Here is a 15,795-nt window from a genome sequence, read left to right on the forward strand (position 1 = left end):
TATATTGATACTGTACAGATTTTAAATCAGTGAATAGTAGATTAGTTTGTGGGTTAAAGTGAGGGAGGTGTTACACCTTTTAAAGGTGTAACAAGAGGGAATGGATTCCCGATCGGAGTCGGGAATGACGAAGAAAAACAAAGAGTTAAAGTTAACACTCTTCCTGAGTGACTTCTTTGTACTCTACACCCATGAGCTTACATGCACGTCTCATGATGTTCTCTTCTGTAAATCCGAACTTCTCAAAGAGTAGATCAGCCGGTGCAGATGCCCCGAATGTCTCCATACCGAGTACATCATCTGCATATCTGTAGTACTCAGTCGCTGTCGCAGCTTCTACTGCAAGTACTTTAGTGTTTGGATCGATCACTTGTGCTTTGTATGCCTCGTCCTGCTCATTGAAGAGATCAAAACACGGTACAGAAACTACGTTTGCTCTGATACCGAGTGCTTCCAGGGAACATGCAGCCTGAAGACACGGCATAAGCTCGGAACCGGATGCCATCAATGTAACGTTCGCATCTTCTCTTTTCTTCACGATGTAGGCACCGTTACTCACCTCACCGAAATCTCTCTCCGGCTTCAATGTTTTAAGCTTCTGACGGCTCAGTACGAAACCGTGCGGTGCTTTCATCCCAAGTGCAGTCTTCCATGCTTCTGCGTTCTCAGTCGCATCTGCCGGTCTCCATACATAGAAGTTCGGCAGTGCTCTGAACTGGCTTAAGTGCTCGATAGGCTCATGTGTCGGTCCATCTTCACCCACACCGATACTGTCGTGTGTCCAGACAAAGAAGTTCTGGATCTTTGTCAATGCCGCGATACGTGCTGCAGGCTTGAGGTAGTCAGAGAAGACAAAGAAGGTTGCATTGAACGGGATCGTTGTACCGTAAAGTGCAATACCGTTTGTGATCGCTGCCATAGAGTGCTCACGGATACCAAAGTGAAGGTTTTTACCTTTCGGGAAGTTCCCCATATCTTTAAGCTCAGTCTTGTTGGATGGTGCAAGGTCTGCCGAACCACCGAGGAAACTCGGTACCGCTTTTGCGATCGCATTGAGGATCTTACCGTTACTGTCTCTCGTTGCCATCGCTGCTTCGTTACTGAAGTCCGGGAACTCGATACTTGAGAAGTCAGGGTTGAGCATACGCTCCAATGCCTCATTCTGCTCCACTAGCGGTGCCTCTTTTTGTCTATGGATCCACTCTTTTTCAGCCAGTTCACCCTCTTCAACCGCACATCTGAATCTAAGCAATACATCTTCAGGGATAAAGAACGTCTTGTCGCTGTCGAACCCTTGCGTCTCTTTTGATCCGCAGATGATCTCTTCACCAAGCGGTGCACCATGCGTATGGTGTGAACCTTCCAGGTCACCTGCACATCTACCGATGATCGTATTGGCGATGATGATCGTCGGTTTATCGGCATTTTTCACTTCTGTCAGTGCTTTATCGATCTCATCATAGCAGTGACCGTTGACCTTGATGACATTCCAGTTCTGCGCTTCAAAACGCTTCTCTACGTCTTCACTCCATGCGATACTCGTGTCACCTTCGATCGTGATGTGGTTGCTGTCATAGATCAAAACCAGGTCTTTCAGCCCAAGGTGCCCCGCAAGTGCACATGCCTCATAACTGATCCCCTCTTGTAGGTCCCCATCCCCGCATAGACAGTAGACTTTATGGTCGATCAGCTCACATGTCTCAGAGTTTACCTGGTTTGCCGTATAGGTTCTCGCCATGGCAAAACCGACTGCGTTGGCTACACCTTGTCCCAGGGGTCCTGTAGTGATCTCTACACCCGCTGTATGACCGTGCTCAGGGTGACCCGGAGTCTTAGAGTCAAGCTGACGGAAGTTTTTCAGGTCATCCATGCTCACATCATATCCCCAAAGGTGAAGCAGCGAATAGATCAGCGGAGAAGCATGACCGCCTGAAAATACCAGTCTGTCACGGTTCAGCCAGTTTGGATTTTTCGGGTTGTGAGAGAGGTGTTCAGAGAGTACCACCGCGATATCAGCAAGCCCCATCGGTGCACCCGGGTGTCCGGAGTTTGCTTTTTGTACCATATCAGCTGCTAAAAATCTGATAGTGTTTGCCATCTTTTTGCGCATAATATTTTGCTCAGTCATAGCCATTATATTAATCCTTTGTGTGTCTATGTAGATATTGTTCCATCAAGGGGTTCAAAGCTGTCTGCAGCTTCTCATCAAACGATTCAAATCGTCTTTGCAAATCTTTCGCAAGATCATCGGCCTCTTTGATACTCTGTTCAAGTCCCAAAAGATTTACAAAGCTATTTTTATCCGTATCATTTCCGGTAGTTTTACCCGCTTCTTCCGGGCTCTGTGTCTCATCGATGATATCATCCTGTATCTGGAACAGCAGACCTAGGTCGATACCAAAGTCATAGAGTGCATCCTGTACTTTTTTATCCAGTCCTACGATCACTGCCCCCATCACGAGACTTGCCGCGATAAGCTTGGCAGTCTTGTTGATATGCAGTACTTTTACCTGTTCGATATCAAGCGGTTGGTTTTCAAAGTAACAGTCGATCGCTTGTCCAAGTACCATACCCTGACCTCCACCGTTGCGTGCAAGCAGTTCTACAAGCTTGATCTTCACATCTTCTCGGAACGCTGCTTTGGCAATCATCAAAAATGCATCGGTATTGAGGGCATCTCCTGCAAGTATCGCAGTCACCTCATCATAACGCTTGTGAAGGGTCTTGTGCCCACGTCGGAGATCGGCGTTGTCCATAGCAGGAAGATCATCATGGATCAGGGAGTAGGTATGAAACATCTCTACGGCAAGCGCAACAGGGAGTGCCCCTTCATAGAGCATCGGTTCATATGCCTCAACGATACTTAACAGCAGCATAGGACGGAAACGCTTCCCGCCGGCAAGCAGCATTGCACCCAGTGCATCTTCATACACAGGGTGGAAAGTAGCTACTTCAGGAAGGTGCTGTGCCAAATATGTCTCAAATCGTTGCATGGGTACTCTTACGTTAAAATATTGCGCAATTATATCGAATTTGGATAAAATGTCCCTCATGGAAAAACATACACAGTTAAAACTCATTGTCTGGACAAAAAGAGTATCGGGGGTGATCGCTTTTTTTGTATGGATTTTTATCCTCTACAGCGTGATGCAAAGCTCCGCACCTTTCAGGGAACAAGCCCCCTACTGTATGGCAGGTACGATGCTGACCTTCGGGGTACTTACAGCGATATTCAAGGGGTTGGAGTATTGGGAACAGTCAGCAAATAGTAAGTAGCAGGTAGCAGGTAGCAGGTAGCAGGTTTATGTTGTCAAAAAAGGCATTAAAAATGCCTTTCAGTCCTGTTGCCTACTCTTTTACTTTACATTTTTTGGAGATCTCTTTGACTATCTCTTCTAAAGATTTCCCCTCTACATTGACAACGACATCCGCCACTTTTTTATAGGCTTTTTCTCTTTCATCATAGAGTTTTTTTGCCTCTTTCTCTTTGGCAAAGAGTGGTCTTTTAGCTAGTTTTGCTTCAGCGTTTTTAGCCGTCTTAAGGCGGTTGAGTATCCACTCAAACGAGGCATCCAGCAACACTACCGTCCCCATCTTATGGAGGTTTTTCACCTTATAAAACCCACCCCCACAACTGATCAACGTACCTTGAACCGAATCGATGATCCAGTCAGCTGTCTGCTGCTCAAGTGACCTGAAGTAGGCTTCACCTTTCTTTGCGAAGATCTTTTTGACCTCTTTGTTCTCTTTGGACTCGATCAGGTCATCCGTATCAATGTTAAATACCCCGTACTTTTTAGCAAAAGCACGTGCCGTTGTCCCTTTGCCGACACCCATAAATCCGATTAAAATAATATTCTCTTTCAAGTTCTACACCATATTGTAACGATCGATGATCTTTCTAAGACGTTTTCTCAGGTTTTTCAGTGCCGTTTCGGCATTCTCACCCTCAGCGATCAGTGAATCAAACTCATCAAACTGTATCTTTGCAACCCAGCCGATCTTCGTATGCAACTTGATCCCGACAAAACGTACCTCACCGAAATGATCTTTTGCCATTTTGTGGATACGTTCTATACGCTCTTCTATCGTTTTTTTCTCTCTGCTCATTTACCTTCCTTCTTCTCAAGATCAATCAAGGATGATCTCTTTCTTCTGCTATAATTATAACACAGCTATCAAACAAAAGGTATTCAGATGAACAATATATTCATTACCGGTGTAAATACCGGATTGGGGAATGCCCTCGCAGTCTCCTATCTTGAGAAAGGCTACAAAGTCTATGCCGTAGGGAGAGAAGTACCCTCTACACTCGATAGAAACCCCAATTTTTTCTTCTTTCCTTATGACCTCTCTGAAACCTATATGCTTAAAGAGACGCTTCGGGACTTCATCAAGGAACGTTCTTTTGAAATCGCGATCCTCAATGCAGGGATCCTGGGCGATATCAAACCGCTGCACCAAACGAACTTAATGCAGATCAAAGAGGTGATGGAGATCAATGTCTGGGCAAACAAAGAGATCATCGATGCACTGAGCCAATACTCCTTTGTGCAGCAGATCGTAGGTATCAGCTCCGGGGCTTCTGTCAACGGTTCCAAGGGATGGGGTGCCTACTCACTCTCCAAATCATCACTCAATATGCTCTTGAATGTCTATGCCAAAGAGCTTCCTGATATACACTTCACTGCGCTTGCTCCGGGAGTGATCGATACTGCTATGGTACGCCATATCATTCACAACATCGATGAGAGGAAATATCCCTCTGTCTCAAGGCTGAAAGAGGGAAAGATCCAGTCACCCAAAGAGGCGGCACACCTGCTTATCCAAACCTTCCCGAAACTTTTTGAGTATGAGAGCGGCAGTTTCCTCGATGTCAGGACAATGGAAGATTAGACTCTGATCTTTTGCCATTTCCCTTTATCGAAGGTCTTCCATAGCCATACCGCTTTGACAAAGGTGTCTGAGATCATCGCCAGATAGACAAAGAGTATATCTTCAAAATACCAGCTCAGTATATATGCAGGGATAATACGTACGAACCATAGAGAGATGAGATTGATGCGCAGGGTCCTTTTGGTATCCCCTGCACCCCTGAGTGCCCCGGATAATACAAAATTGAATGCAAGAGGTATCTGGGAAAGCCCAACGATCTGCAGGTAGAGACTTGCCTCTTTGATCGTCTGGGCATCATCGGTAAATACCCACACAATTTTTTCAGGCATAAAGATCATAAAAAAGGAAAGAAAGAACATCAACCCTACCGTATACTTGAGCACCAGGATCACATCCGCTCTCGACTGATCAGGCCGCTTGGCCCCCAGCCCCTGTCCCATCAGCGTCATCGCCGCAATCGTAAAACCGATACCGGGCATAAATGCGACACCCTCTACGCGCAGACCGACCTGGTATCCGGCAAGTGCTTCAGTACCATAGTATGCGATGATCGCCGTAAAAAGCATAAAACTTCCCGCACTCAATGCACGTTCGATAGAAGCGGGTATCCCCACCTTCAGGGCCCTGAGTAGCAAACGCTTTGAGTAAAACCATACAGGGATAAAAAATGTTTTTTGTTTGATATAAAGGTAACCATAAACCATAAACTCCAGCAGATTGACGATCACTGTACCGAGTGCTGCACCCATGACCCCAAGCTCAGGAAACCCGAACGCTCCGAAGATAAGCAGATAGTTTAAAACAACATTTAAAACAATAGAGACGATCTTGATCTGCATAGGAGTCTTCGTGTCTCCGCTGCTGTTGAGTGCCGAGATAAACACCAGCTTCACAAACACAAACGGCAGCATCCAGGTAAGCATCGTTACATAGTCACTTCCCAGTATTGCTACCTCTTGAGCCGTACCGAACCAGAGATAAACCTGAGGTGCGAGGAGATACCATAAACCTGATATCGGTATACTCAGAACCAGTGCGAACCGAAACAGTGTAGAGAGACCTGTAGAGGCACGCTTTCTCTGCCCTGCCCCGATAAAACGTGAGAGAAGTGCCGTTGTCCCTACATGCAGGAGTGTCATGGACGAAAAGACGAACATCAGTGATTGCAGTCCAAGACCGACCGAAGCAACAGCATAGGCCGACAACCTCCCTACCATGATCAGATCAGTAATGATCTGCAGCATATCCAGCAGGGAGTTGATCGCAGCCGGTATAGAGAGTTTGAGGACCTTTTGGTGTCGTTGAGGAAAATAACGAAGCAAAGGATCCCTTTAGAGTGTTGTGATATGAGAGAGATGCCAGTAGAGTCCCACGATGATAACCGATGCCCAGCTCATCACCCACATCACTGCACGTAATGTCTTATTGTTTCGGAACTGTTTTCTTGTTTTATAGAGTACGATCGGATATCCCACCAGGGCTAACACTGCAGGGAGATACGCCATAAAGGTAAGATCGTATTTTTCTACTGCCAAACGTACGGCAACAAAAGAGGTATAGACAAAAGCATAAACGATCAACAACATCACTGACTGAAAGATCACAAAATAGAGATAGAGTCCTCTCTTTGTCATCGCATCATCATACTTCTGCATCGTTTTACTCCTTTTGTACACTCTCCCCCGCATGAAAATGATCGCGAATTATATCCAATCTGCGATTCAACACGATATAAAAAAGAAAAAATATTTTTTATCTACTTTTTAAGATTTAATTAAAGTTAGTTAGATTATAATACGTGTATTAAAGATATACAGTATTATTTGTTGTGCCAAACTTGTTGTGAAGCAAGGACGGAAAGCCACGGGTCTCAAGCAGATAGCCGGGTTACCAGATATTATATTTATTATAGTACTCTTTCCAGTTCAATTTCACTCAATTTTCACATTTTATAATCTTTTGTTTTTAATAGGTAAGATTAGGCGTTTATAAAGTATCCTTTAGTCCCTCCCTCCCTTTTTTCCTAGAGGTACCATAAACGTCTAACATTACTTGAAGATCCAATACCTCCCCCTTATAATCAATCACTATATTTTATGAAATTTATTTACTCTTCCAGTAGATTTTCGTCCTCATTCATTTCCAATGCATCGATATGTCCCAGTGCGGCATGCCCGGCGATTCCCTGCAGTGCACCGTACATCTCGGTAGTATTTTGCAGTACACCGTCTATCAGTTTCTGACGGCGTTTCCAGGTTGCCATAAGAGAACGTTTCTCCTTGTCCAGTTCGGATTGCATCTGCATAAAACCGTCCACAATGGCCTTAAGCTGCATATTGAACTCGTTGCCCGTCAGGTAGTTGTAGAGCAGTGTCATCTTGTCGCTTTTGTTCTCCTCTTTCTGTACCGTTGCATGAACGCGTATCAGACTTTCTCTCAGCAGTGAAACCGACCCTTTGAACTCCTCCAGGCTGCAGATCCAGATACCCTCCACAAAGCCCATGCGCTCCATACCGCTTGGATAGACAGAGGTGACAAGTACACCGATATCGGCATTCACCTTCAGCATATCCTGCTTGAGCTTGCTGATCCATCCGTCACTCCACGCCTTGGTGTTCTTACTCTCATAGCAGATCACCCCGCAGTTCTGTACTTCCCGTGTATGCACGGTCTGGATACAGTCAGCTCCGAAGGCTCCTTTTTTGACCTCTTCGACACTGTCAAAAGGAAACTGTGCAGAGAGCCAGTTCTCTATCGTCAGCTCCAGGGCCTCTCCCTGTACCTGCATACTCGCTTGCTCAGCCTTTCGTTTGGCATTTTCGATATCACGCTTCATCTGCTCGATCTGCTCGTCTTTGGCCTTCAATTTCAGTTCGTTCTCTTCAGCCACCTGCTTTGTGATACGTTCTCTCTCATCAAGTGCCAGCTTGTCAAGTCTCTCTTTCTCTTTTTTGAGCTCTTCACTGACCAGCTTTTGTGCCTCAAGTTTGGCCAGGGAAGCAGCCTCCTCTTTCTCACGTTTGAGCTGTTCGATCATCACCTTGGCTGCATTGAGCTCCTGTACCTGACGGGACTTCTCCTCGATCTCCTTTTGCAGCAGTGCTACCGATTCGCTCTGTTCCAGAGTCAGCTCTTTTTTGATCTCATCATAGAGTTTGTTGCGCTCCTGCTTGAGCTGTGCCCTTGTAGCCCTCTGCAACTCCTCGTCAAACTTCTCTTTCTCTTCCCTCAAAGCCTCTTCTCTGGCTTTTACCGCATCGATATGCGTCTTATACTCTCTACGCTTCGCCTCTATTTCTTCACGGAGCTTCTTTTGCTCAATAAGATGCTGCTGTTTGAACTTCTCTTCGATCTGATGGTAGAAGATCTCATCGATATCGATCTGTGTCCCACAGTTGGGGCATTTTATAGTTGTGTTGCTCATCATTTTTCTCCTAAGAGTATCTATTTACCTAATTGTGCCATACTATGATAAGAAATCCATACAATTATCTCATATTGCCATATCTGCTATAATAAACCAAAAAAGAATATCCATGAGACTCTTTATCGCCTCCCCCGTCATTCTCGATGATTATGCCGCTATCAAAGAAGAGTTCAAAGATATCATCGAAGGTACATGGGTGGCAGAAGAGAACCTGCATATGACCTGGGTCTTTCTGGGGGAGAAGCCGAAAGCGCACTCCACCATAGCGATGATGTCACACCTCAGCAATCTTGAGAGTGAAATAGAGATCGCCGAGCTTGGATACTTTGGCAGGCCTCCCAAGATCTTCTTCGCCAGAGCGGAACAGAAAACACTCTATGAAAAAGCCCGCGACCTCAAAGAGGCGGGCTTCGACCTCTACCGTTTCAAACCGCACATCACACTCTGCCGTATCAAAGCGATACATGACTACAGAGCCTATAAAGAGAAGATGAAGGAGTATCGGGAGAAGAAGTTAGGGATCATCCTCCCGCAGATAGCACTCTACGAGAGCAAACGGACCTCCAAAGGGTTGGAGTACCAAAGCATTTACGAAATAGAAAAACCCATTAATATTTAAGATCAATTGAAAAGATGGGAACACTTGGGTGTTATATATTAGCGCCAGCCGTTTGTGTTTTTATTTTATGTATACCGTAGGTGCTTTTTTTTCTAAAGAAGTCTTTGCTACGCAAACCGCATTTTCTGACTTTGGTTCGTTGCCTACGCGGCTTCACTTTGTTCCGATCGCTTCGGTTCCTGCCCTACAAAGGCAAAGCAGTTTGCCTTTGCTACACGGGCTTCATCTTTGTTGCATCGACCTTGTGCTTGCACTCTCTGTGAGAAAAAAAGAAAATGAACAGAACAAACCATTACTATCTTTACTTTCTTAAAAAAAGTAGAGAAAGAAGGTATTGATTATTGATTGAAGATTCAATTTTTACTGAACCCTCTCCACCTTATACCCATCTCTTTTTAATTTCTGAATCAGGTTTCCACGCCCCAGAAGATGTGCCTGACCTACGATGATCATCGTTGTCTGTTCTTTTTTCAGGTATTGTTTGATTTTTGAATACCATTGGTTATTACGCTTTATAATGACATTGTTATACATAGTGCTTGGCGTCTCTTGTGCCAATAAGCGTTCTGTTCTCTCTGTATCGCCTGTTGTCCAGGAGACAACCATTTCAACCTTTTTCAGTATCTCTTTTTTCCTCTTCTCTTCACTATTTGGTTTATTGAGCATCTTTTTCAGATTTTTGATATCTTTGGATAGCGGTGTAGAAGAGAGTGCGGAAAGAGCACTTTGGACACTCTCCAGACTCGCAACACGTTTTCCTCTTTTTCTTGCTGCTTTTTCAAATATGCCATCGACACCGTAACGTCTCAACTCTTTTGTTGCTACGGCATTCAGGCTAAGATAAAAGAGCCAAGGCTTCATTCTGTTGGCAAAATACTTATCCATTTTGGTCAACTCGACAATCTCTGTATATCTCTGATACTCACTATCGGTGAGATAATCGCTGATCACTTTGCCATCGGGCAACAGGCCATGCTTTTTCCCATAAGCAATAAACTTATTTTTGTTTTCTTCACTTGAGAGTGTCTCGAAAACCAACTCTTCCGATGCTTCAAAACTTTCTCTCAGTTTCGGCCCATACCACTTCACTTCTTTCGGCAATACATGTATAGAACCAAATAGATAGACTCTGCTCTGTTTACTGCTTGCTACCCATAAAGCCGGTTGTGAATTCAGTCCATACGATGAACTTTCCAGGCTTGGTTCCGTACAAGCGGATAGGAAAAATCCGACCATTGTGACCAAGATAATATTTTTCAGTTTCATTTCTCTTCCCCTGTTTTCTGATAATTTTAATGCAAAATTTCCCGTATCGCCTCTTCCAAAGCCACCTTCTCTATCGCTCGCACCTCAGCATAATACTCCTCAAAACCAAGTCCCGATTTCTCTACCTCTTTTTGCAGGATGATCTCACCGCCATCGAGCTCGGAAGTCACCCAGTGCACAGAGACACCGCCTGTCGGATACGCATCTTCATAACTTCGTTCTATCGCTTTGAGCCCTTTATGCCTAGGAAGAAGTGAGGGATGGAGATTGATACTTTTGACCTGCTCTGTAAAGACCGGAGTAAGGATACGCATAAACCCTGCCAGCACCGTCAGGTCTACATCATAGGGAGCAAGCCTCTCCACCACCGCCGTGTCAAATGCCTCTCTGCTCTCATATACTTTTGAGTCGATGATCTCCAGGGGGATAGCATTGTCTCTGGCGATCTCTATACCCCCGGCTTGAGGATTGTTGGTCAGCGCTACGGCAATTTCCAGATCCTGTTTATGTAAAGTAGTAACAATATGGGCAAAGTTACTCCCCTGCCCGCTAAAAAGTACAGCGATTTTTTTACGCTTCGGCATATAGCGCCTCACTTGCATTGAATTTTAAAAAGAATAGTACCGAAACTATCCACTATTCACTATTAATGATGCACTTCGAGTAACGCAATTTGCTCGATAAGGTCTGTGGCAAGCATCGCATAGCTTGAACCCGGATAGTTCTGTGCTGCCCTGGAGAGAGCCAGTGAACTCTGGATCGCAGCATCAATCGCGGGATAGCCCTGCGCAAGCAAAGAGACGATCAATCCGCTGAGTACATCACCGCTGCCGCCTTTACTGAGCTTGGTACATCCCAGAGGATTGATATAGAGCTTCTCCTCCTGCATGATCAGCGTATTGGCTCCTTTGAGAAGGAGGGTGACATGCGGGTATTTGCGGTTGAACATCCGTACCATCTCAAAACGTTTGGACTGCACTTCAGATACCGTCAAAAGTTCACCCGTGAGTATCTTCCAGAGTGAAACAAACTCTTTGGGGTGTGGGGTAAGTACGATCTCTCTGTCTCTCTGCTCTGTAATGGAAAGTAACAGAAGAGAAGAGAGTGCATCCGCATCCAATACGATAGGTAGATGTGAATTGATCACATACTTTTGTAAAAATTCTTCTTCAAAATGACCTCCCAGCCCCATACCGATAGCCAGTGCCGAAGTGGTATCGGGTACGGTAGAGGCATGCATCAGGTACGGCGGGGCAGAGATCTTCTCGTGGATCACCAGTGTCGTCAACCCCGCACCAAAACGTGTCGCTGCTGTACCGGCGATGATCCCCGCACCCTCTTTTTCCCCGGTAAAGATCGCTGCATGTCCGAACATACCTTTATGGGTCACCTCTTTCTCTCTAAAAGGAAGCTTCATATCTTCCGGTTCCAGCACAAAGGTATCACTCTCATCTTCATAAAGTTCACTGCTTACCCCCAGGTTGATGCGTACGATTTTCCCAATGATATCTTTGCTTTCGTCCAGATAGAGTGCCTCTTTATAAGCTCCCATTGTCAATGTGATATCCGCATTGAAAGCCAGCGGCATCAGTGCACCGTCCTCTCCTACTCCAGTAGGAAGGTCACATGCGATCTTGCACCCTTCAAAACTGTTCATCTTGTGCAGAAGCTGTACCGTTTGATCATCCAGAAGACGGTTGAGGCCCGCAGCAAAGAGTGCATCTACGACCACATCCGCATCTTCCGCTTCATCCGACTCCTCAAACCCTAACGCCTTCAGCCTGGATAACTGGAGTTTTGCCATAGGTGATTTCACCCCGAAAGGAAGATAAAGTTTCACATCATAGTCACGATAGAGCAGCCTTGCCAGTACGATACCGTCTGCACCGTTGTTGCCCGGACCGGCAATGATCGATACTGAACTCCCTTTGGCAAAATGTCTGCCTATATACTGTTCCATCCCCATTGCGGCATGTTCCATCAGGATATCTTCCGTCAATGCATACGCATCATAACACCTCTTATCAAGCTTCTCACACGATTTAAATACTTTCTGCATCTTTATCATCTCCTCAATCTCTTTCGATTTTATCATAAATGATCAATAAAAGCTATCAAAACACGCTTTTAATAAGAAAGTCTTAAGATAATAATATATTAATTTTATATTACTATCTATAATTAATATTGATCAATAAAGTTAATCAAAATTTAAAATATTCTTTTATATGATTGCACATACTGAGATTGACTATGGCGGTTTATTCTCAAAAAGAAAAGGGACAACATGAATTTTTTGAAAAATCTTTTTAGCCTTATTGGCTTTATCGTAATAGCAGCGACCATCTTTGCCTTCGCAAAGTTTGATCTGGGGACAAGAGCAGTACAGGTAACACAACTTGATGCACAGGCATTGCCGGAATATATGAAAATGTTTGACAAGGTACTGGAGACGGGTGATCCGGCAAAAGGAATGATCCGTAAAAAACAACTTGTTATCCCCGAGGATATGACAAAAGAAGAGGCATTTGAGCTATCACTCGAGATCATGGATGAAGTAGCAGCACAATACGGACTGGCAATGGTAGATCAGAAAACCATGCCAAGAGAGGGTAAACTCTTTAGAGACGGCGGTAAACTGACTCATATACGCTCCTACTGTTCTCCGACAATTGCTGATAAATTCCTGACACACTCAGGAGAATTCATCGGGTTTATGCCATGTAGAATCGGTTTTGTGGAAAATGACAAAGGTGAGATCTGGGTCTATACAATGAGCATGGAACTGATGATCAATGGCGGTTATCCACTCTCTCCTGAGCTGTTAGCTCTTGCGAATGAAGTGAGAACAGGGATGTATGCCATGATGGAAAAAGCTGCGGCACTGGAAGAACTATAAACAACTTCTCCTATAAGCTACCCATCTGGTAGCTTAAATTTTCTCTTCGTACCACTCTAATCTACTACATTATTCACAATAAAATATCCAATAAACCGTATTTTATTGACCTGTCTAAATAGAGGTTTAGCCTATCTTAAAAATAAATCGATATAATCCGCTTTACTTTTATCCCTTCTGCCGTAATAAGCGCAGGAAATTTTGATAAGGAAGGGGGTGCTTGAGATGCCAGGAATTAAACTAACTTCACGTGATTCATTTGATGATGCGTACAGAAAGTTCAAAAGACAGTGTGATAGAAACCTTATCGTAACTGAAGCAAGAGCTCGTAAACACTATGAGACTGCTACTGAGAAGAGAAAGAAAGAGAAGATCGCTACTAGAAAGAAGATCCTCAAGAAGCTTTTCATGCTCAGAAGATACGAGTCAAGACTCTAATCATATCTTCACAGGGCTTTCGCCCTGTAAGCTTACTATCTACTCATTCAATTTTTAACTCCATAAAACATTTTTCATTACGCCTTAGCTAACTTTTCGGTAAAATTATTCAATTATTTTTTTGAAGGTATTCCGATGACATATACATCTCCACTACAACAAAACTCCATCAAGATCATGCTGCTTGGTTCAGGTGAACTGGGTAAAGAAGTTGCGATCGAAGCACAGAGACTCGGTGTCGAAGTAATCGCGGTTGACAAGTATGAAAATGCTCCTGCTCACCTGGTTGCCAACCGTGCCTATGCGATCAATATGCAGGACAAAGAAGCCGTTCTTGAGCTGATCGAAAAAGAGCAGCCGACATTTATCCTTCCCGAGGTTGAAGCGATCAGTATCGACGCACTGTTTGAAGCTGAAGCAAAAGGGTTCCATGTGATCCCGAATGCTGAAGCCGTGAACAAAACGATGAACCGCAAGAACATCCGTGTTTTTGCTGCTGAAACGCTTGGACTTAAGACAAGCAGTTATGAGTTTGTCACTACCCTGGAAGGACTCAAAGAGGCTGGCAAACGTATGGGATTCCCTTGTGTGATCAAACCTGTCATGAGCTCTTCGGGGCATGGACAGAGTATCGCGAAGAGTGCGGATGATATCGAGAAGTCCTGGGAGATCGCAAAAGAAGCACGTGGTGATGCGAGTGAACTGATCGTAGAGGAGTTTATCCCGTTTGATTATGAGATCACACTGCTGACTGTGCGCAATGAAACAGGTACAAGCTTCTGTGAACCTATCGGACACGTACAACAGAACGGTGACTTTATCCTTTCCTGGCAGCCGATGCCGATGAGCGACATCGCACTGCAAAAAGCAAAAGATATCGCAAAAGCTGTAACTGACGGTCTCGGTGGTCGCGGTATCTTCGGTGTAGAGTTCTTCGTGAAAGGGGATGAAGTATACTTCTCGGAGCTCTCTCCACGTCCGCACGATACGGGAATGGTCACACTCATTACCCAAAGCCAGAGTGAATTTGCCCTGCATGTAAGAGCAGTACTTGGCCTGCCGCTTGAGTTTACTTTCTATGGAAGCGGTGCATGCGGTGCTTACAAAGCCAACAATGAGAGCCATACACCGACGCTCGAGATCCCTGACAGTGCCTTCACGAAAGACAGCTTTGTAAGGGTCTTCGGAAAACCTGAATCACATGTAGGCCGCCGTATGGCAGTCAGTCTGGTACTTGATGAAGTCGAAGAGGCGAAGAGAAGAGCGACGCAAATCGTAGATCAGATCACGGATGCCTGATGAATATCGTAATTCTGGATGCAAAAACACTGGGTGATGACCTCGATCTCAGTGCACTCGATCAGTTCGGCAAGGTTGTAAGATACGAAACTACGGATCCCTCGGAGACCTATGAGCGTATCCGCAATGCTACCGTTGTCATCACGAACAAGGTTGTCATCAGCAGACTCCATATGCAGCGATGCCCGCTTCTCAAACTCATCTGTATCGCAGCGACCGGTATGAACAATGTCGATCTGGATGCTGCAGCCCAGATAGGTATCGAAGTCAAAAATGTTGCAGGGTATTCGACCCAATCCGTGGTACAACATACCTTCGCGATGGCACTCTATCTTCTGGAGAAGATGGCCTACTATGATAAAAGTGTCAAAAATCAGGAGTGGAGCCGTTCGGGGCTCTTTACCGATGTGAGCAAACCATTCTTTGAGATCGCCGGGAAAAACTGGGGTATCATAGGCCTGGGAGAGATAGGAAAGGGAGTTGCCAAAGTTGCTGAAGCCTTTGGTGCCAACGTAAGCTACTACTCCACCTCAGGTAAAAACAAGGATGCGAACTATAGACAGCAGAGCCTCGAAGCGCTTCTAAGCAGTTGTGATATCGTCTCCATCCACGCACCGCTGAATGCACAGACCCGAAACCTCATCCATGCGGATAATCTCAAACTCCTCAAAGAAGAGAGTATCCTGATCAACGTAGGACGCGGTGGGATCGTCAACGAGGCTGATCTGGCAAAAGAGCTGGATACCCGAATCCTCTATGCAGGACTCGATGTGGTAGAGAAAGAGCCTATCCCGGCTGACACCCCCCTGCTACACATCGAAGCACAAGAGAGACTCCTGATCACACCGCATATCGCCTGGACAAGCAAAGAAGCGAGAGTTAAGCTCTTGGAGGGTATTGTTAAAAATATTCAGAGTTATTTTATCTAATTTAGTACACTATATGCACTAA

17 protein-coding genes and 1 riboswitch are annotated in these 15,795 nt (G+C 45.0%); of the genes, 7 read left to right on the forward strand and 10 right to left on the reverse strand.

All coding sequences use genetic code 11. From position 1 onward, the window contains the following. Positions 1-151 precede the first annotated feature (151 nt). Both tkt and AC4JOV_RS12030 read right to left on the reverse strand, forming a co-directional pair. Entirely contained in the window at positions 152-2,134 is a 1,983-nt protein-coding gene (gene tkt / locus AC4JOV_RS12025) for a transketolase (RefSeq protein WP_229937340.1), read from the reverse strand. Positions 2,135-2,138: 4 nt separating this feature from the next. Continuing rightward, positions 2,139-2,993 carry a polyprenyl synthetase family protein gene (locus tag AC4JOV_RS12030; RefSeq protein ID WP_229937339.1) on the reverse strand — a complete coding sequence of 285 codons (855 nt, stop codon included), beginning with the start codon at positions 2,991-2,993 and terminating at the stop codon, positions 2,139-2,141. A gap of 58 nt (positions 2,994-3,051) precedes the next feature. Here AC4JOV_RS12030 and AC4JOV_RS12035 point away from each other — a divergent pair, with 58 nt between their 5' ends. Continuing rightward, entirely contained in the window at positions 3,052-3,276 is a 225-nt protein-coding gene (locus AC4JOV_RS12035; protein ID WP_229937338.1) for a hypothetical protein, read from the forward strand. 72 nt (positions 3,277-3,348) lie between these two features. Here AC4JOV_RS12035 and AC4JOV_RS12040 read toward each other — a convergent pair whose 3' ends face one another. Next, positions 3,349-3,867, reverse strand: coding sequence for a shikimate kinase (locus AC4JOV_RS12040; RefSeq protein ID WP_229937337.1), 519 nt, complete (start codon positions 3,865-3,867; stop codon positions 3,349-3,351). A 3-nt stretch (positions 3,868-3,870) separates the two neighbouring features. After that, the gene (locus AC4JOV_RS12045) at positions 3,871-4,110 is read right to left on the reverse strand and encodes a hypothetical protein (protein ID WP_229937336.1); all 240 of its coding nucleotides are present in this window, start codon (positions 4,108-4,110) and stop codon (positions 3,871-3,873) included. Between the two features lie 87 nt (positions 4,111-4,197). Here AC4JOV_RS12045 and AC4JOV_RS12050 point away from each other — a divergent pair, with 87 nt between their 5' ends. Next, the gene (locus AC4JOV_RS12050) at positions 4,198-4,896 is read left to right on the forward strand and encodes an SDR family NAD(P)-dependent oxidoreductase (RefSeq protein ID WP_229937335.1); all 699 of its coding nucleotides are present in this window, start codon (positions 4,198-4,200) and stop codon (positions 4,894-4,896) included. Here the strand turns inward: AC4JOV_RS12050 and AC4JOV_RS12055 are convergent. From AC4JOV_RS12055 to AC4JOV_RS12065, 3 genes are all read right to left on the reverse strand, one after another. Beyond that, a complete protein-coding gene (locus AC4JOV_RS12055; RefSeq protein WP_229937334.1) occupies positions 4,893-6,218 on the reverse strand; it encodes an MATE family efflux transporter in 1,326 nt (441 codons plus the stop codon). The two genes, AC4JOV_RS12050 and AC4JOV_RS12055, sit on opposite strands and share 4 nt — an antisense overlap. Positions 6,219-6,227: 9 nt before the next feature. Next, on the reverse strand, positions 6,228-6,551 hold the full coding sequence (locus tag AC4JOV_RS12060; RefSeq protein ID WP_229937333.1) for a hypothetical protein: 324 nt from the start codon (positions 6,549-6,551) through the stop codon (positions 6,228-6,230). A gap of 165 nt (positions 6,552-6,716) precedes the next feature. Next, a riboswitch (cyclic di-GMP riboswitch) is annotated at positions 6,717-6,791 on the forward strand. 212 nt (positions 6,792-7,003) lie between these two features. Continuing rightward, positions 7,004-8,320, reverse strand: coding sequence for a DUF2130 domain-containing protein (locus tag AC4JOV_RS12065; protein ID WP_318532952.1), 1,317 nt, complete (start codon positions 8,318-8,320; stop codon positions 7,004-7,006). 112 nt (positions 8,321-8,432) lie between these two features. Between AC4JOV_RS12065 and AC4JOV_RS12070 the strand changes: the two genes are divergently transcribed. Beyond that, positions 8,433-8,942: a 2'-5' RNA ligase family protein gene (locus AC4JOV_RS12070; protein ID WP_229937331.1), complete on the forward strand. Its 510-nt coding sequence runs from the start codon at positions 8,433-8,435 to the stop codon at positions 8,940-8,942. Positions 8,943-9,302: 360 nt separating this feature from the next. On the opposite strand, the gene AC4JOV_RS12075 is transcribed toward AC4JOV_RS12070, so the two are convergent. The 3 genes from AC4JOV_RS12075 to AC4JOV_RS12085 all read right to left on the reverse strand — a co-directional run bounded on the left by AC4JOV_RS12075 (position 9,303) and on the right by AC4JOV_RS12085 (position 12,267). Next, positions 9,303-10,208: a TraB/GumN family protein gene (locus tag AC4JOV_RS12075; RefSeq protein WP_229937330.1), complete on the reverse strand. Its 906-nt coding sequence runs from the start codon at positions 10,206-10,208 to the stop codon at positions 9,303-9,305. Between the two features lie 26 nt (positions 10,209-10,234). Beyond that, positions 10,235-10,792 (reverse strand): phosphoribosylglycinamide formyltransferase, encoded by a 558-nt coding sequence (gene purN / locus AC4JOV_RS12080; protein ID WP_229937329.1) that lies wholly within the window; start codon positions 10,790-10,792, stop codon positions 10,235-10,237. Positions 10,793-10,854: 62 nt separating this feature from the next. Continuing rightward, positions 10,855-12,267, reverse strand: a complete 1,413-nt coding sequence (locus AC4JOV_RS12085) for an NAD(P)H-hydrate dehydratase (RefSeq protein ID WP_229937328.1) — start codon at positions 12,265-12,267, stop codon at positions 10,855-10,857. 228 nt (positions 12,268-12,495) lie between these two features. On the opposite strand from AC4JOV_RS12085, the gene AC4JOV_RS12090 reads away from it, so the two are divergent. The 4 genes from AC4JOV_RS12090 to AC4JOV_RS12105 all read left to right on the forward strand — a co-directional run bounded on the left by AC4JOV_RS12090 (position 12,496) and on the right by AC4JOV_RS12105 (position 15,773). Continuing rightward, complete coding sequence (locus AC4JOV_RS12090) at positions 12,496-13,107, forward strand: DUF302 domain-containing protein (protein WP_229937327.1); 612 nt, start codon at positions 12,496-12,498, stop codon at positions 13,105-13,107. Positions 13,108-13,332: 225 nt separating this feature from the next. Next, a complete protein-coding gene (rpsU, locus tag AC4JOV_RS12095) occupies positions 13,333-13,545 on the forward strand; it encodes a 30S ribosomal protein S21 (protein ID WP_229937326.1) in 213 nt (70 codons plus the stop codon). Between the two features lie 135 nt (positions 13,546-13,680). Continuing rightward, positions 13,681-14,844: a formate-dependent phosphoribosylglycinamide formyltransferase gene (purT, locus tag AC4JOV_RS12100; protein ID WP_229937325.1), complete on the forward strand. Its 1,164-nt coding sequence runs from the start codon at positions 13,681-13,683 to the stop codon at positions 14,842-14,844. Beyond that, complete coding sequence (locus AC4JOV_RS12105; protein ID WP_229937324.1) at positions 14,844-15,773, forward strand: D-2-hydroxyacid dehydrogenase; 930 nt, start codon at positions 14,844-14,846, stop codon at positions 15,771-15,773. Before purT ends, AC4JOV_RS12105 begins: the two co-directional genes overlap by 1 nt. The last annotated feature ends 22 nt before the right edge of the window (positions 15,774-15,795 follow it).

The organism is Sulfurovum sp. MH2-6 (assembly GCF_058374785.1).

Excerpts from the sequence above, each read along its gene's own strand:
- tkt (WP_229937340.1), bottom strand. The coding sequence starts at position 2,134 with ATGGCTATGACTGAGCAAAATATTATGCGCAAAAAGATGGCAAACACT.
- AC4JOV_RS12030 (WP_229937339.1), bottom strand. The coding sequence starts at position 2,993 with ATGCAACGATTTGAGACATATTTGGCACAGCACCTTCCTGAAGTAGCT.
- AC4JOV_RS12035 (WP_229937338.1), top strand. The coding sequence starts at position 3,052 with ATGGAAAAACATACACAGTTAAAACTCATTGTCTGGACAAAAAGAGTA.
- AC4JOV_RS12045 (WP_229937336.1), bottom strand. The coding sequence starts at position 4,110 with ATGAGCAGAGAGAAAAAAACGATAGAAGAGCGTATAGAACGTATCCAC.
- AC4JOV_RS12050 (WP_229937335.1), top strand. The coding sequence starts at position 4,198 with ATGAACAATATATTCATTACCGGTGTAAATACCGGATTGGGGAATGCC.
- AC4JOV_RS12060 (WP_229937333.1), bottom strand. The coding sequence starts at position 6,551 with ATGCAGAAGTATGATGATGCGATGACAAAGAGAGGACTCTATCTCTAT.
- AC4JOV_RS12065 (WP_318532952.1), bottom strand. The coding sequence starts at position 8,320 with ATGAGCAACACAACTATAAAATGCCCCAACTGTGGGACACAGATCGAT.
- AC4JOV_RS12070 (WP_229937331.1), top strand. The coding sequence starts at position 8,433 with ATGAGACTCTTTATCGCCTCCCCCGTCATTCTCGATGATTATGCCGCT.
- AC4JOV_RS12075 (WP_229937330.1), bottom strand. The coding sequence starts at position 10,208 with ATGAAACTGAAAAATATTATCTTGGTCACAATGGTCGGATTTTTCCTA.
- purN (WP_229937329.1), bottom strand. The coding sequence starts at position 10,792 with ATGCCGAAGCGTAAAAAAATCGCTGTACTTTTTAGCGGGCAGGGGAGT.
- AC4JOV_RS12085 (WP_229937328.1), bottom strand. The coding sequence starts at position 12,267 with ATGCAGAAAGTATTTAAATCGTGTGAGAAGCTTGATAAGAGGTGTTAT.
- AC4JOV_RS12090 (WP_229937327.1), top strand. The coding sequence starts at position 12,496 with ATGAATTTTTTGAAAAATCTTTTTAGCCTTATTGGCTTTATCGTAATA.
- rpsU (WP_229937326.1), top strand. The coding sequence starts at position 13,333 with ATGCCAGGAATTAAACTAACTTCACGTGATTCATTTGATGATGCGTAC.
- purT (WP_229937325.1), top strand. The coding sequence starts at position 13,681 with ATGACATATACATCTCCACTACAACAAAACTCCATCAAGATCATGCTG.
- AC4JOV_RS12105 (WP_229937324.1), top strand. The coding sequence starts at position 14,844 with ATGAATATCGTAATTCTGGATGCAAAAACACTGGGTGATGACCTCGAT.